The following is a 17,040-nucleotide window of genomic DNA, read 5'->3' on the forward strand; positions in this document are numbered from 1 at the left end:
AATGGTTCATTTGAATAAACAGAGTGCGGATATCGCGATAATCGGGGTTGCTTGCAGATTCCCTGATGCAGATCATTATCATGAATTCTGGGAAAACATAAATAGCGGCAAAGATTCCATCCGGGAAGTGCCGATTGAACGGTGGGATCCCGATCTTTATTATTCAGCTGATATCAGTATACCGAACAAAACAATCAGCAAGTGGGGAGGTTTTATTCATAAAGCTGACCATTTCGATCATAAGTTTTTTAATATCTCTCCCCGGGAAGCGAAAAACATGGATCCTGAGCAAAGAATCCTTTTAGAAGAAACTTGGCGGTGCATCGAAGATTCCGGGGTTTCTTTGCAGGATCTCCAGTGTAAAACCACTTCTGTTTTTGCGGGTATTATGAATTCTGACTACCGGCAGACAGGTCATGCTGAATCGGAAATCGACAGTTATGCCTGTTTAGGAAGTTTCGAAGCTATGCTTTCCAACCGGCTTTCATACACATTCGGTTTGACCGGAAAAAGCATGTCTGTAAATGCCGCTTGTGCATCATCGCTTGTTGCTTTACATGAAGCGGTTAAGTCATTGCGGACAAAAGAAAGCGATTATGCAATCGCATCGGGAGTAAACTTGAATTTCCAACCCGGAAAATATATTTCTTTTTCCAAAGCCAGAATGCTGAGTCCTGACGGCAAATGTAAAACCTTTGACGCAGCAGCGAACGGGTACGTTCCCGGAGAAGGGGCAGGCGTTGTATTGCTGCAGCGCCTTGGTGATGCAGTAAAAGCCGGTCACCATATATACGGGATCATAAAAGGGACAGCTGTTAATCATGGCGGTAAATCCCGTTCCATAACCGCTCCCAGAGCAGAAGCGCAGTGCCGGGTCATCTCAGAAGCTTTACACAACGCTGCTGTCGATGCTGCGACGGTTTCTTATGTAGAAGCACATGGCACAGGTACATCTCTGGGCGATCCGATAGAAATAGAAGCATTGACAAAAGCGTATCGGCAATATACTGAGGATACTCAATATTGCAGGATCGGAAGTGTGAAAACAAATATCGGTCATACAGAAGCAGCGGCGGGAATGGCCGGATTGATAAAAGTTCTAATGATGATGAAACACCGGAGGGTGCCGAAAAGCCTGAATGTACATACGGTAAACCCAATTATACAGTTTGAAAAAACACCGTTTAGGCCGGCGCTTGATTCAAGTGATTGGAAGGCGGCAGACGGGGCTCCGCTCAGGGCGGGAATCAGCTCCTTCGGTTTTGGGGGTGTCAACTCTCACGTCATCATCGAAGAATTTATACATACAAAAGACGAATCTGACAGGAAAGGAAGGGTACCCTTCCTTTTTTCCGCTAAAAGTGAAGAAAGCATGAAACAAATGATACATCATTGGAGAACCTTTGCTGACGATTCTGAGGAATTTTGCAAAATATCAAATGAAGTGATCAGCAGCACCCTTTTAACGGGGAGGACATCGTTTGATTACAGGGCTGGTTTATTGGCAGGCAGCAAGGAGGAATTTAAAAATCAGCTTAAAGAGGGATTGAGTTTTCGGAGGAAACAAGATTCTGAATGGGCGCTTGCCATCGGTGACTTCAAATGGGAAAGTTATAAACAATTTGCCGTTTTGAAACGGGTGTTCCCTGATTTAGAAAAGAACGTAAGGCCGGTGCTGAAGGGTATACCAACATTGCACAGTTCATTTAAAAGAAAATGGACGCCTGAGAAAATCCGCTTGTATTCTTTAGTTATCAATACGGAAATCATAAAAAGTATCCTGGCATCCGGTTTTAAGCCAAGCCTCATTACAGGCGCCGGAGACGGATATTACGTCGCTCTTGCAGCAGCGGATATCATCAAAATTGAAAAGGCCATTTCTGTAATCACAGGCGCTGAAAAACCTTCGCGCATATCCTGTAAGCCGCCGTCCATTCCATTTGTCAATCCGTACACTTCAAAAACGTACCCGCCGGTTCGATTAAATGAAGAATATGTAAGGATGCTGCTGAACGGTCTGAGCTTCCCGGCTGATTTTGCAGACCGCCTGTACGGGAAAACACGGCTGCTTCTTGAGCACCAATATACGTTTAAAGGGTTTTTAGAAGAGTGGGATAAAGCGGGGAAGACTCAGGAAATCGAGATTTTATCTTATATTGTGAATCGCACGGCGGATAAAAGAAACGCATTGCCGGCTGATGAGGAAGCGGCGATCATGGCTATCCTTGCCTCTATGAGAAGACTGTATAAGAGATGGGATTTAACAGATTATGATGGATTCTTTAATAATGATTATGTTCTGGAAATATTAAATTTACTGGATGAAGGAATCTTGTCTAAAGAACTTTTTCTGAGCATGTTATTGAAAAAGCAAGACGGAATTAAACAGGCTGTTGCTTGTATTAATGAGCAGCCGGCAGGTTTTTATGATAAAACTCGTTTTCCGTTGATGACAGAATACAATCAAATGGATGCCGTGTCTCAGGAGATAGCTGACCATATGCCGCTTCACACGGAAGAAAAGGGAACGGAGCCGGATGTGAATATTTCTGATTTTTCAGTTTTTCAATTTGGATCGCTCCCTCCATCAGCAAAACTAAACAAAGCGGCTGCTTTTGAAGCGGACAAACCAGCCGATGAGGCTCTATATCATTCATTTTTGCAAATGTGGCTTTCAGGAGAAGAGATTGAATGGGCGAAACTAGGTGACTATCATAAAAGAAAAGCCCCGCTTCCGCCTTATCCGTTTGAGCGCTGTCAATTTTCTTTAAACCCTCAGCCGGTAAAATCAGACGCGGCTTTTTCAGAAAAGAAGAATCAGGCACTTTATACGCCGGTATGGAAAGAAACCGCACTTGAGAATGAAGCGGGCAGCGGACAAGCCTGTACTATTTTGTTGTTCTCCGGGAATAAAGACTATTTTGAAGAGCTGAAAAAAAGAGAGGATACGTCCGCATATCTTATTATGCCCGGTGAGCGTTTAGAGCAGATAAGCGACAGTGTTTTCACGATCAACAGGCAGCGTCCCGAAGATTATCAAGGTGTCATTCGTCTGTTAAAGGAAAAAGGCGCAGCGCCCGATGCAATTTTGCATACGTGGTCTGAAAAACAGCCTGAACTGGAAGAAACACTCGAATCAGGAATTTATTCCGTGTTTTATCTGACTAAGGCTTTAATCAGCGAGAACCTTATAAACAAAGTAACGTTCATTTATACATTCAGCGCAGATCAAAAAGAAAAATTGCCGTATTTTGAAGGTGTGAACGGTTTTTTAAAATCGGTAAAACAAGAATATCCGCAGCTGCATTGTAAGACGGTTTGCTTTGAACATGATTCTGCATCCGTTTCATTTTCAGAAAGGGCTGACATTCTTTATAAAGAAATAAACACAGCGCCTGATCGGCATATTCATATCACTTACAGAGGCTGCGTAAGATATGCACGGATGTTAGTGAAGCAGAGAGAAACAAACAGAAAGACCGTTCAATACCCTGAAAAAGATAAAGTGTATTTAATTACAGGGGGATTCGGGGGGATTGGCAGTAAAGTCGCTGAATATTGCGCGAAAACTGAAAGATCCACCATTATCCTATCGGGGCGATCTGTTTTAAACGAAGATAAGCAGAAACATTTAGAATACCTGAACAGCTTTAAAGCAAAGGTTTATTATATACAGGCGAATATATCCGATAAAGAAGCGGTAAAAAAAATGATTGACGGTATTACCGATCAGCATGCAGGTCTTCATGGCGTCATTCATTGTGCAGGAGTTATCAGAGACTCGCTGCTTTTTCGAAAAACAAAGCATGAACTTTCAGAGGTGATTGCTCCGAAAGTTCATGGTGCATTGAATCTTGATCATGCAACGAGGTCGCTCGAATTGGATTTTTTCGCCGTTTTTTCTTCAGTCGTCTCTATTGCAGGGAACGAAGGCCAATGTGATTATGCATATGCCAACGGCTTTTTAGATCATTTTGCCGAATATCGGGAACAGAAACGGCAAAATTCTCTGCGCAGCGGCCGCACGCTGACAATCAATTGGCCTTTATGGCAAGACATCGGAATGGGGGCGAACCTGTCAGGTCAAGGGCGGACGTCTCTTTTTCATGGTTCCGGGCTCGAAGAACTTCCTGCTGAAGACGGAACGCAATGGTTTTCGCGGATTGTAACTTCGGGTCAGCTGCATAATATTGCAGTCTGCGGTGATCATGAGCGCTTTGAACAATTTATGCGGCAGAGATTTTTGACGGACGAAACAGAGACAGGCAGTGCCATTCCTTTGGCTCAAGGCGATATTTTGGATCAGACAGTTTTGTTTTTAACCAATATCATCTCCTCTGAGATCGGTGCAGAACGGGAAGAGATCGATCAAGATGTGCATCTGGCTGAATATGGAATGGATTCGGTTATGATTCATCAATGCAACACAAAGCTGGAGCAGTCACTGGGAGCAATTTCGAAAACGCTTTTATTTGAATTTCATACAATCAGAGATTTAGCAGATCATCTTATAAAGGAATATCCGGATCGGCTGGGGCGTTTATTTTCACGGGAGGAAAAAGGAAAACAGATTCAGAGCATTACCCCCGCCAGGCCGGAACAAAACATCACTGCACCTGCGGCGGAGGAAAGAGAACATCTTGACGGGGTAGCGGTAATCGGTATCAGCGGCCGTTATCCCGGGGCTGAAAATATCGAAGAATTGTGGGAGCTTCTATCAAAAGAGAGAACCGCAATCACAGAAATTCCGAAAGAACGATGGAATTATGAGACCTACTATGATCCAGACCCCGCTAAAGCGCATGAGGGGAAAATTTATTGCAAATGGGGCGGATTTTTAAAGAATGCTGAATCATTTGATTCTTTGTTTTTCCAAATATCGCCGAGAGAAGCAGAAGCGATGGATCCTCAGGAACGAATATTTCTCGAAACCGTGTGGAAAGCATTTGAAGATTCGGGATATACCATTGAAGGGTTGAGAAAGCAGACCGAAAAACATGTCGGTGTATTTGCGGGAGTGACGACCAATTCTTACAAGCTGCTCGGCGAAAGAATACCGACGGACAAAAACGATGTACTTCCAAATTCGTTCCCATGGTCTCTCGCGAACAGAGTGTCTTACACATTTGACTTTACAGGTCCCAGTGTCCCTGTAGATACGGCTTGCTCTTCATCCTTAACGGCAATTCACATGGCTTGCCAAAGTTTAACAAAGGGTGAGTGCTCGGTTGCGGTTGCGGGAGGAGTAAATTTGTATCTTCATCCTTCTGATTATTTATACCGATGTCAGATGGGGATGCTTTCAAAATCGGGAAAATGCAGAAGTTTTGGAGAAGGCGGCGACGGTTTCGTGCCCGGGGAAGGTGTCGGGGCTGTTATTCTTAAACCGCTTAAAGATGCCATACGTGATAATGATACTGTGTACGCCGTCATTAAAGGAACGGCAATTAATCATGGCGGAAAGACAAATGGCTATACGGTGCCTAATCCTGCCGCACAGGCGGATTTAATTCAAGGAGCTCTTAAAGCGGCCGGTTGGAGCGCCAGAAGTGTCAGCTTTATTGAAGCCCACGGCACGGGAACGCCGCTGGGTGACCCGATTGAAGTCCGAGGCCTGACCAAGGCGTTTAGAGCTTATACCGAAGATGTTTCATATTGCTCTCTCGGATCGATTAAATCTAACATCGGCCACCTGGAAGCGGCCGCGGGTATTGCCGGCCTGACAAAGATTATCTTACAAATGAAGTATAAAAAAATAGCCGCAACACTGCATGCTGAACGGGTGCATCCGGATCTTTATCTGGAAGAGACACCTTTTTGCCTCCAGCAGGAAACCGCCGACTGGATAAAACCCGCGAATGAAAAACATTCTGACAGCAAATATCCGCGGCGTGCAGGATTAAGTTCTTTCGGAGCGGGCGGGGCAAATGCTCATATCCTTGTGGAAGAGTATGAGTCTGCTGCTGACTGTCATACGAGGCGTGAGGAAAGTGAGGAACTTATCGTACTCTCAGCCAAGCATTCACTGAGTTTACGGGAATCCGCAAAACAGCTGGAGGAATATCTTCAAAAGGCCCGTCATAAGCAGGGCGAGTTTTTACAGCAAGCGGGAACAAACAAGCCGCTTCACCTTTCTGATATTGCGTATACCCTTCTTGAAGGGCGTGAAGCCATGCCGGAAAGGCTTGCTATCATTTCAAATAATATCGATGATCTGATGTTGAAATTAAATCACTTTTATAATGGAATTGATGATCACGAAATATTTAGAGGGAAAAAACTGAATCATAAACGCAGACAGCAGCAATCGGATCTTCCGCTCAAATCCGGCAGCACCACATTAGCCGAAATGGCTGAATTCTGGGTATCAGGAGGCAATTTAAGCTGGGATGACTTCCGCACCGGCAGAAAACCGAGAAAAATTGCCCTGCCGACTTACCCTTTCTTAAAAAATAGACTGTGGGTGTCAAATAAGGCGCAAACAACATCAGCAGCCGGTACAGCTCCTTTATTTGATTTTTCAGCAGGTGAGTGCCGATTTTATAAAACGCTTTCAAATTCTGAATATTATGTAAAAGACCATGTTGTACATGGGAAAACGGTTCTGCCCGGAGCGGCAATCATCGAAGCGGCCAGAGAAGCGGGAGAGAAGCTGTACGGAAAATCAGTCATAAAACTGAGTCAGGTTGTATGGGCGGTTCCGATAACCGTTGAAAAAGAAAAGACGATAATGATAGATCTGCTGCCGAATCAAAAAGACGGCAGATTTGTGGTGAAAACCGATATGCAACCTGAAGCGGCAGTTCACTGCCAAGGAAACATTATCACATGCGGAGATCAAGATGCCTCTCATACAGAGCATTTTCAATTGGACAGCTGGTTAACCGGACAGAAAAGATTAATCAGCGGCGCTGAGTGTTACAGGGATTTCCGGCAGAGCGGTTTGGACTATGGAACCAGTTTTCAGGTAATAAAACAGCTGTTTATCCATGAAAATGCTGTTCTTGCACGAATATCACTTCCTGAGAGCATTCATAAAAAATCCGGCACGCTGCTGGAACCGTGTTTATTGGATGGCATTTTTCAATCCACAACAGGGTTTACGTCCGGTCAGGAAGACGATCACACCGCATATTTGCCTTTTGAATTAGGTGAGCTGGAGATTCTTCACGCACCTTCGGCAAACGGCTATGCTTACATTACAGCTGCCGATGAAAGACAACATGATGATGTCAAAAGGTTTCATATACTATTTATGGATGAAAACGGATCTGTAAGTCTTAAAATAAAAAACTTGGCGTTGAAGGCATTAAGGGCTGCACCGCAGACTCAGGATGAGCGGCATTCAGTTAAGTATTACACAGATATGTGGAAGCAGGCCCCTATGCTTCATCAGTCTGAAGCCAGCGGTTTAAACAGCTGCCTTGTGATTTCACTCCGTCGGGATATATCAGAACCGCTGATCCGCCAGGCATATAAAGATATCGGCCTGAACATGATCTTTGTCCGCCATGGCGGCAGTTTTCAAGAAAAAGAAGCTGATTCCTTTGAATTGAACAGAGTCAAACTTGACGGCTATAAGAAATTGCTGGCGATTCTTAAAGAAAGACAAGTGACAATTGACCGCGTCATTTTAATCGGGATGAGCCCTGAAACGGGAATTGAGCATAACATTGATGAAAAGCTGGAAGAGGCTGTTTTGCCGGTTTTCAATGTAACGAAAGCTCTGTTAGCAACAATCCCAAGACATAAAATCCTGATATCACATGTATTTTTCACAAGGGAAAATCAAATCTTACCTTATCAAATGGCAATCAGCGGCTTTTTTAGGTCGCTTCATTTAGAACATCCAATGTTGTCCGGTAAAAATATTGAAATACAAAGCGACGAAATTCAGTTACAGCTGAACACCGGTCTGCCTGAATTAAAAAACCTTGTGAAAGAAACAATCATCAGCGATGATGCTTCAGAAATCAGATACAGAGATGGAATCAGGCAGGTAAAGCACTCTGCAGAAATTGAAAGTGCCGAGCCCCCCGAAAAGATGGAAGTAAAAGAAGGGGGAGTTTACCTCATTACAGGAGGAACGGGCGGTCTGGGACTGATTTTCGCCAGACATCTTGTGCGAAAAGGGAGAATAAAACTTGTCCTTATCGGCAGGTCAGAGCTTTCTGAGGAAGCCGTAAGCAATGTAAAAGAGCTCGAAAAAAACGGATCAGAGGTTTTTTATGTAAGAACCGATATTTCTGATAAGGAAAATGTCAACAACCTGATACAACTCGTCAAAAACAAATTAGGTCCTGTTAAAGGAATTATTCACAGCGCCGGTGTGATAAAAGATTCATTACTCATCAATAAGCGTGAAGAGGATCTCGATTCAGTTTTGGCCAGCAAGGTTTACGGAACAATATGGCTTGACCGGTATACAAACAGAGAACCTCTGGACTTTTTTGTTATGTTTTCATCTATCAGCGCAATAATCGGGAATGCCGGACAAACTGATTATGCTTATGCAAACCGGTTTATGGATTATTTTGCGGAAATGAGAGTGGCGGAAAATAAACCTGGAAAAACAGTCTCGATTAATTGGCCTTTATGGAAAGAAGGCGGTATGCAAATTGATATTCATTCAGAGAAGTTCCTTTATGACCGTTTCGGAATGCTGCCTCTGGGAAAACGGGAAGGCCTTGCAGCATTTGATCAAGCAATGACAGGGTGTGAACATCAAATAATGGTATTTAGCGGTAATGAATTAAAGCTGGAACGAATGATAACGATTGACAGCGGAAAAAGTGATCCGGCAATCGCCGACGAAAATCACGAACCGAAAGAGCTGTCAATAACTGAATCTTTAAAAAGCACTTTGACACGCATCATCACCGGCGTATTAAAAATTGAAGAACGGGAATTTGATTTTGAACTGCCGATAAGTGAATACGGATTTGATTCAATTATGTTTACAATGCTGGGCAACGAATTAAACGAAACTTTAGGAATATCAATGATGCCGTCAGATTTTTTCGGTCTTACTGATTTTAATGAACTTCTTGAGTTTTTAAAGAGTGAGTATTCCGAGGAACTTCATCTCTGCGGTTCTTTTTCTTCAGATGAATCTGCGGCGAAAGACCGGAGAGAAAATCTGATTGAGGGCATCGCAAAGATGATATCAAGTATTTTGAAGATTGACAGAAAGGAAATAGAAGAAGAGACTTCATTCGGCGAGTACGGATTTGATTCTATTACGTTTACCAGACTCGGAAATGAAATCAATCAACAATATGGTACGGAATTATTGCCGTCCATTTTCTTTGAATGCAATTCACTGGCTGAAGTGACTGATTATGTAATCGAGCAATACGGAGAAATCCTTTTTGCTGAGACAGAATCTTTTTCTGCAGCTGACGAAAAAACATTGTACAGCACGCCTCCGCCGGAATCTTATGAACATTCCCCTGAGCCTGAAAACAAAACCAGGCAAGAGGAAAGACATATGAATGAGCCGGTTGCAATAGTGGGAATAAGCGGCCGTTTCCCCCAAACAGATTCGCTGGAAGACTTTTGGGAAGGAATTGAAAAAGGGCGGGATATGATTACAGACATTCCTGAAGACCGTTGGAACTGGAAAGAGTTTGACGGCGATCCGGTCAGGGACGTCAATAGAACAAAAATAAAAAAAGGCGGATTTATCAAAGGCGCGGACAGTTTTGATCCGTTGTTTTTCGGGATTTCTCCCGCCGAAGCAGAATTAATGGATCCCCAGCAAAGAATTTTTATGGAGACTGTATGGAAAACAATAGAAGATGCGGGATATAAGCCGTCTGATTTGGCAGGGACGAAAACCGCGGTGTTTGCAGGGGTCGCCACAACGGATTATGCTGAACGTCTGAATGAAAATGGCGTCTCTGTTCAGGCGCAGACCGCAACCGGTTTAAATCATTGTATATTGGCAAATCGTATTTCTTACCAGCTGAACCTGACGGGTCCGAGCGAACCGATTGACACTGCCTGTTCAAGTTCGTTAGTTGCACTCCATCGTGCGGCTGAGGGGATTCAAAGAGGCGATTTTGAAATGGCGATTGCAGGCGGAGTGCATATTATGACAAGCCCTACTCTGTTTATAGCTTTTGATAAAGCAGGTATGCTTTCCAAAGACGGAAAGTGCAAAACGTTCGATAAAAGCGCTGACGGCTATGTAAGGAGTGAAGGGGCGGCTGCAGTATTGCTTAAGCCGCTCAGCAAAGCACAGGCAGACGGTGATCATATATATGGTTTGATTAAAGGGTCAGCTGTAAATCACGGCGGCCGCGCCAATTCTTTGACAGCTCCGAATCCGAACGCACAGGCGGACTTATTAACCGAAGCTTGGCGGAAGGCGGGGGTCAGCCCTGCCACTGCGGGATATATAGAAGCGCATGGCACAGGGACAAGTCTTGGCGATCCGATTGAAGTAAACAGCATCATAAAGGCATTTAAAACGTTATATCAAGAATGGGACATTCCTTTTGCGAAACAGAAATGCTGCGGAATCGGGTCTGTGAAAACAAACATCGGCCATCTCGAAACCGCTGCCGGAATAGCCGGAGTGATGAAAGTGTTACTGGCTTTTAAATATCGCAAACTTCCGGGACTCGCCCATTTTTCAGAACTCAATCCATACATCAAACTGGAAAATACGCCATTTTATATCACAGAAACCGCTCAAAAGTGGAATGCGATAAAAGATGAAGAGAACAACGATCTGCCGAGGAGAGCGGGTGTCAGCTCATTCGGATTCGGCGGTGTGAACGCGCATATTGTTTTAGAGGAATATAGGGAACCTCAAAAAGAAGTGCCGGAAAACAACGGTAACACACATATTTTTGTTTTATCTGCGAAAACCAAAGATCAATTACTTGAGTATATCCGGCTTATGCTTCAGTACTTGGATCGCGTGATTGCCGGTGACATGACCGTTAATGCCAGTGACATGGAATTTACATTGCAAAACGGCCGGGAAGCAATGAACGAAAGAATTGCCGTATGTGCAGCGAGTCTGACTGAGCTGAGAGATAAATACGTCAGCTTTCTTGATGACAGCAAGGTGCAAAAAGGCGTATTTATAAGCGAAAACACTGAAGAGCCCACAGCTGTTTCTGAATATATGATTGAGGAGGCTCTTCAAAGCGGAAAAGAGGAGCTGCTCGCACAATGGTGGGCCAATGGAGCCGAGTTTGAATGGAAGACAATCGGCAATAAGAAATTGAATAGAGTGCCGCTGCCAACTTATCCGTTTGCAAAAGAGAGTTATTGGTTCACCCCGAAAAAGAACAAAAGCGAGGTTAAGGTTAATAGCAAAAGTCTTCACCCATTAATCAGCGAGAATGTTTCAACATTAAAGAAACAAGCATTTAAAACTGTTATTTCCGGAACTGAATTTTTTGTCACTGATCATCTTGTTTCAGGAGACTATGTGCTGCCAGGAGCCGCTTCGCTTGAAATGGCTCTCGTGTGTGCGGAAATAAGCGGAGAAAGTAAAGTATATAAAATAAAAGACGTGATGTGGAACAGACCTATATTATATAAAGGAAAAACGCTGCACATTTATACCGACTTGGAAATGAAACAAGATAAGTTGAACGTAACGATATGTAAAGAGGGTCCGGATGGCGTGCAGCAAATCTGCACACAAAGTGAAACAGTATTCGGAGACATAAACAGCAATGCTGAGTATGTCGATATTGATAAGTTCAAACGCAGCAGTAAGGCTGTCATAAGCCGGGAAGAGTGTTATCACCGCTTCAGTCGTATGGGCCTGACATATCATAGCAGTTTTCAAACGTTGAAAGCCGTATACCGCGGTGATATGGAGTTAATGGCAGAATTGGAGCTTCCGGCTCATTTAGCGAAAGGGTTTTCACATTTTACACTTCATCCTTCATTAATTGACGGCGGTTTTCAAGCGGCGGCATTTTTGTTAAGAGATAATGAGAAAGACGGCTTATTTGTTCCATATTCACTTAGAGAGCTTCACATTAAGAGGGCGCTTACTGCCCGATGCCATGTCTCGGTGAGAGAAACCGGTTTTTATACGTATAACATTGATTTTATTAACGAGAGCGGCGAAATAGCCGTGAGCATGAAAGACTTTTCTGTCAGAAAAGTGACCGGGGGAGAATTAACCGCAGGACGTAAAAATGAAGATCAGGAAATTCTCTTCTTATTAGAACAATTGAAAAACGGTGAACTTTCTGCTGACCAAGTTTATCAGCTGCTGGAGGGAAAATAGTGCAGATCAAACAAATACTTTCCTTAATTGAAGAACAGCAAATGTCTCCTGATGCAGGACTGGAGCTAATTCGCACTTACAGAAAAGAACAAATGGAAAAAAAGGCGGAGCCGGAATCACAAGCTCCGTCCCCAACCATTTTTTTTAAGAACGATTGGGTAAGGACAAATAACATTGATATGCCGAATCAGCAGGCACCGGGGAATATGCTGATTTTTGATCAGGATAACCGTCTGTTTCAGCATGCCGAGATGATGAATGGAGATCATAACCGTGTCATTCTCGTAACGCCCGATTCTGATTATAGAATTGAACGGAATAGATGCACAATCAATCCTTCTGATGAAAATCATGTCGAAATGCTGCTGTCTGATTTGGCTGTAAACGGATTTACACCTGATGTCGTGCTTTATTTATGGAACGAAGAAATCAGAGAATTCACTGAAGAATCCGTTAATGAAACTCTTCGCAGAGGGATCAACTCGCTCTTTTTATTATCAAAAGCTTTAATGCGGAGAAACGAACCTGTTACATTATTGCATATTTATTGGACAAGCGGTCTGAATCAGCCGTTTCAGGAAGCTGTCGGAGGGTTCATGAAAACGGTAAACATGGAAAGCTCCAAGCTTCAAGCGAAAACCATACAGATTCGCCATGAGGATTCTGACAAAAATCCTCCGGTTTCCGAGATGTGGGATGCTGCAATCAGTGAAATACAGCGCTTTCGAACGGATGAATGTGAGGTTTTAATAGACTCACATACCCGTTATGTGAAAGGGCTGCAGCATATTGATAATCCGGAACACGATAACGGATCTGTAACGTATCAAAAAGGCGGTATATATATCATTACCGGAGGAGCGGGAAAACTCGGTCTGCTGTTTGCGGAACACATCGCTAAAGAAAACCAAGCCGTGATTATACTTACAGGCCGTTCTTTTTTAACCGCTGATCAAAAAGAACGGATCAGTAAGCTTAATGAGAGCGGCTCTATTGTTGAATATCAGCGGACGGACATCACAGATCGAACAGAGGCAGAGCGATTCATTTTCGGCGTTAAACAGCGGTACGGCAGCATAAACGGGATCATTCATGCTGCCGGCATCCTTCGTGACTCATTTCTTGTAAATAAAAGTCTCAGTGATTTTACGGACGTACTGAAACCGAAAGTTTACGGGACAATCTGGCTGGATGAGCTGACAAAAGACGAAGATCTTGATTTTTTTGTTCTCTTTTCTTCTTTTTCCGCTTATGGAAATGCCGGCCAAAGTGACTATGCGTACGCAAATCATTTTATGGACAGTTTTGCAGTGCTTCGATCCCAGCTCTCCCGAAACGGAAAAACCCTTTCAATCAATTGGCCGTTATTGAAAGATGGCGGGATGAGTCTCGACAGCAATGGAACCAACCAAATAAAAGAAAAATACGGAATGACTCCGATGCGAACTTCCTCTGTTTTGGAAGCGTTTCTGAAAATGCTGCGGTCTTCATTTACCAGCTTAATGCCTGCAGAAGGAAAGCGGGATAAAATGATAAAAGCGCTTTCTATTCAAAGAAATACAGCTGCAGCAGATCATGATACACTCACGGCGGAACACGATGAAGAAGAGGAACACGCTGCGAAAGAAAAAGTCAATGACTATTTAATCAAGATCATCAGCGGTGTCTTGAAAATCCAAGCTCATAAAATAAATGCGAAGGACTCTTTTGAGAAATTCGGAATCAACTCACTTATGATCATGTCACTTATTTCAAAGCTTGAAGATACTTTCGGGGATCTTCCAAAAACAATCTTTTTTGAATATCAGAACATTGAAGAGCTTTCAAACTTCTTCCTAACATCTTTTAAAGAAAAAGTGCTTAAGTCCGCAGGGGCAGCTCCGGTAACAAGAGTGCAAAAGAAAAGAGAAAATCTGAGTAAAAAACAGCATCGGCAGCAGAGGGTTGCAGCTGCACCGAGCATGGTTCCGCCGGGTGAGGATATTGCCATTATCGGTGTGAGCGGAAGATATCCGAATTCCGATACTCTTGAGGAGTTCTGGGAAAACATTGCCGGAGGGAAAAACTGTATTATTGAAATCCCTGAGGAACGTTGGGATTTCAGATCGAATTACAGTCCCGACAGAATGGAGAAGGGGAAAATCAACAGTAAGTGGGGCGGTTTTATCAGCGGTGTTGATCAATTCGATCCGCTGTTTTTCCACATTTCTCATAAAGAAGCTGAGCTGATGGACCCTCAGGAGCGAATTTTTCTCGAAACCTCCTGGCATACGTTTGAAGATTCAGGATATACAAAAGAGAAGCTTAACGGTATGAAAGCCGGTGTGTTTGTCGGAGCCATGTACGGACAATATCAATTATTCGGCGCAGAAGAAACTGCGCGGGGCAATCCGATTGCGCTCAGTTCCTTCTTTTCATCTATTGCGAACAGGGTTTCATACTTTTTTAATCTCTCCGGTCCGAGCATTGCACTGGATACGATGTGTTCATCATCGCTGACGGCCATTCACTTGGCATGTGAGAGCATTAAAAGAGGGGAAAGTGAAATTGCGCTTGCGGGCGGCGTTAATGTGTCCATACACCCCAGCAAATACCTTTGGCTGAGTCAAGGTAATTTTGTTTCCACCGAAGGATTGTGCAGAAGTTTCGGAGAGGGCGGAGACGGCTATGTCCCGGGAGAAGGTTCGGGCGCCGTCCTTTTGAAACCTTTGGAAAAAGCAATTGCTGATCAGGATCATATATACGGAGTAATTAAAGGAACATCTGTAAATCATGGCGGAAAAACCAATGGATTTACGGTTCCGAATCCGAATGCACAAGCTGAGCTGATTGCTGAAAATTTCAAGAAATCGGGCATCAGTCCGCGATCCGTCAGCTACTTGGAAGCACACGGAACGGGTACCTCGCTCGGAGATCCGATTGAGATTGCAGGATTGACAAAAGCGTTTGAGAAATTTACGGACGATAAACAATTTTGTGCCATAGGTTCAGTGAAGTCTAATATCGGACATCTGGAGTCTGCTGCAGGTATAGCAGCCCTTACAAAAGTTCTTTTACAATTTAAGCATCAGAAATTGGCGCCATCCATTCACTCGGAACAGCTGAACCAAAATATCCGATTTGAAAAGACGCCTTTTTACGTTCAGCAGAAAGAAGAAGAGTGGCGGAAAGAATCAGGCGCCTCCCGCAGGAGAGCAGCAATCAGTTCGTTCGGAGCGGGCGGAGCAAATGCCCATGTCATTGTGGAAGAATATCAAAACCATGCGGACACACAAACAATAAGCGGTCCGTTTGCCGCAGTTCTCTCTGCCAAAAATGAAGACAGACTGAAAGAATACGCTCGGCGCCTTCTGCAATTCACAGAGCGGGAGACAAAGGCCTCGGCAGCTGATATCGCTTTTACATTGCAGACATGCAGGGAACCGATGGAAGACAGACTTGCTGTTGTAGCTTCCGATTTGCCGGAACTAAAGGAGAAACTGAGAACTTTCTGTACTGAAGGAACAATTGGGGAGGGCGTATACAAAGGGAATGTTACGAAAGATTTTGATAAAGTCTTTATCTTTCATGATCAAAAGATGAAAGATAAATTCCTCGAGGTGATGATGGAGACAAAGGACTTGAATCTTCTTGCAAAATTATGGTCTTTCGGGGCTGATATTCAATGGAGAGAGTTATATGAAGAATATACCCCGCAAAAGGTCAAGCTTCCTTTATATCCATTTGCTGAGGAGTCTTACTGGGTGCCTCGAAACCAAAGTGCAGTATTTCCGGAAATATTGCCGCGGCAGTCTTCACTGCACCCGCTTCTGGATTCGAATGAATCTACTCTGGAACAGCAGTTTTTTAAAACGACATTAAGAGAAAAAGAGATTTGGTTAAAAGACCACATCGTAAAAAACAAGAGCATTCTCCCGGCAGCTGCTTTTCTTGAAATGGCATGCGCAGCGGGAACGCGGTCATATCGAAAGAAAAAGGTCACTCGTTTAAAAAACGTGATATTTGCCAGACCGGCCATGCTTTTGAAAGAGAGCCTGACCATTTACACTCACATTTCCGTAAAAGACGGCAGCATATTATTTAACATGTCACCTGACGAGGATGCTGCTGTAAGGACTGGATTTGTGACGGGGGAATTAGATTATGATCATCATTACAGTGATGATGATATAGAGAATATCGACAGACAAGAGATGATAAACAGAAGTGCTTTTGTCCGTGAACAAGATGAATGTTACGAGTATTTTCGGGAAAACGGGTTCCTGTATGGGCGTGCTTTTCAGCCGATTCAACGTTTATGGGGCGGAAAAACAGAAGCGGTTGCACACTTATTGCTGCCAAAAGAAGCCGCATATGCTCTTGAACATTATACATTGCATCCGTCTTTAATTGATGGGGCTCTGCAATCTTTGTTCGGCATTACGGACGGAAGAGAAGAGGCATCTGTTTATGTTCCTTTTTCAATAGGAGAGATTACGATTCGGAAAAAAGTTTCAGCAGAATGCTGGGCTTATGCGCGTAAAACAGGCCAAAAAGGTCAATCCGAGCTTATTTACGATATTCAGCTGCTTAATGAACACGGAGAGAGACTTGCAGGTTTAAAGGATGTAACCATTCGTAAAAAAGAAACGTTTTCCGCGGAGGCACAGAATCATGCAACAGCGGATTCCAATGGAAAGAACGAGAGAGTAAAAGAGCTCCTCAGACAATTAAAAGCGGGCGAACTGACTGCGGAGGAAGCAGATTATGCGCTGGAGCGTATGCAGGATTAGTTT

2 protein-coding genes are annotated in these 17,040 nt (G+C 43.7%); both read left to right on the forward strand.

The genetic code is table 11. The features are described 5' to 3' along the window. Position 1 precedes the first annotated feature (1 nt). Positions 2-12,265, forward strand: coding sequence for an SDR family NAD(P)-dependent oxidoreductase (locus JNUCC21_RS07670; protein WP_369878713.1), 12,264 nt, complete (start codon positions 2-4; stop codon positions 12,263-12,265). Next, a complete protein-coding gene (locus JNUCC21_RS07675) occupies positions 12,265-17,037 on the forward strand; it encodes an SDR family NAD(P)-dependent oxidoreductase (protein ID WP_369878714.1) in 4,773 nt (1,590 codons plus the stop codon). The genes JNUCC21_RS07670 and JNUCC21_RS07675 overlap by 1 nt, the downstream gene beginning before the upstream one ends. Positions 17,038-17,040 lie beyond the last annotated feature (3 nt).

The sequence above is a fragment of the Bacillus sp. JNUCC-21 genome (assembly GCF_041222765.1).
Classification (GTDB): Bacteria; Bacillota; Bacilli; order Bacillales; family Bacillaceae; genus Bacillus; species Bacillus velezensis.

What these genes read in the sequence shown, in the direction of transcription:
- JNUCC21_RS07670 (WP_369878713.1), top strand. Translation starts at nt 2, where the DNA reads ATGGTTCATTTGAATAAACAGAGTGCGGATATCGCGATAATCGGGGTT.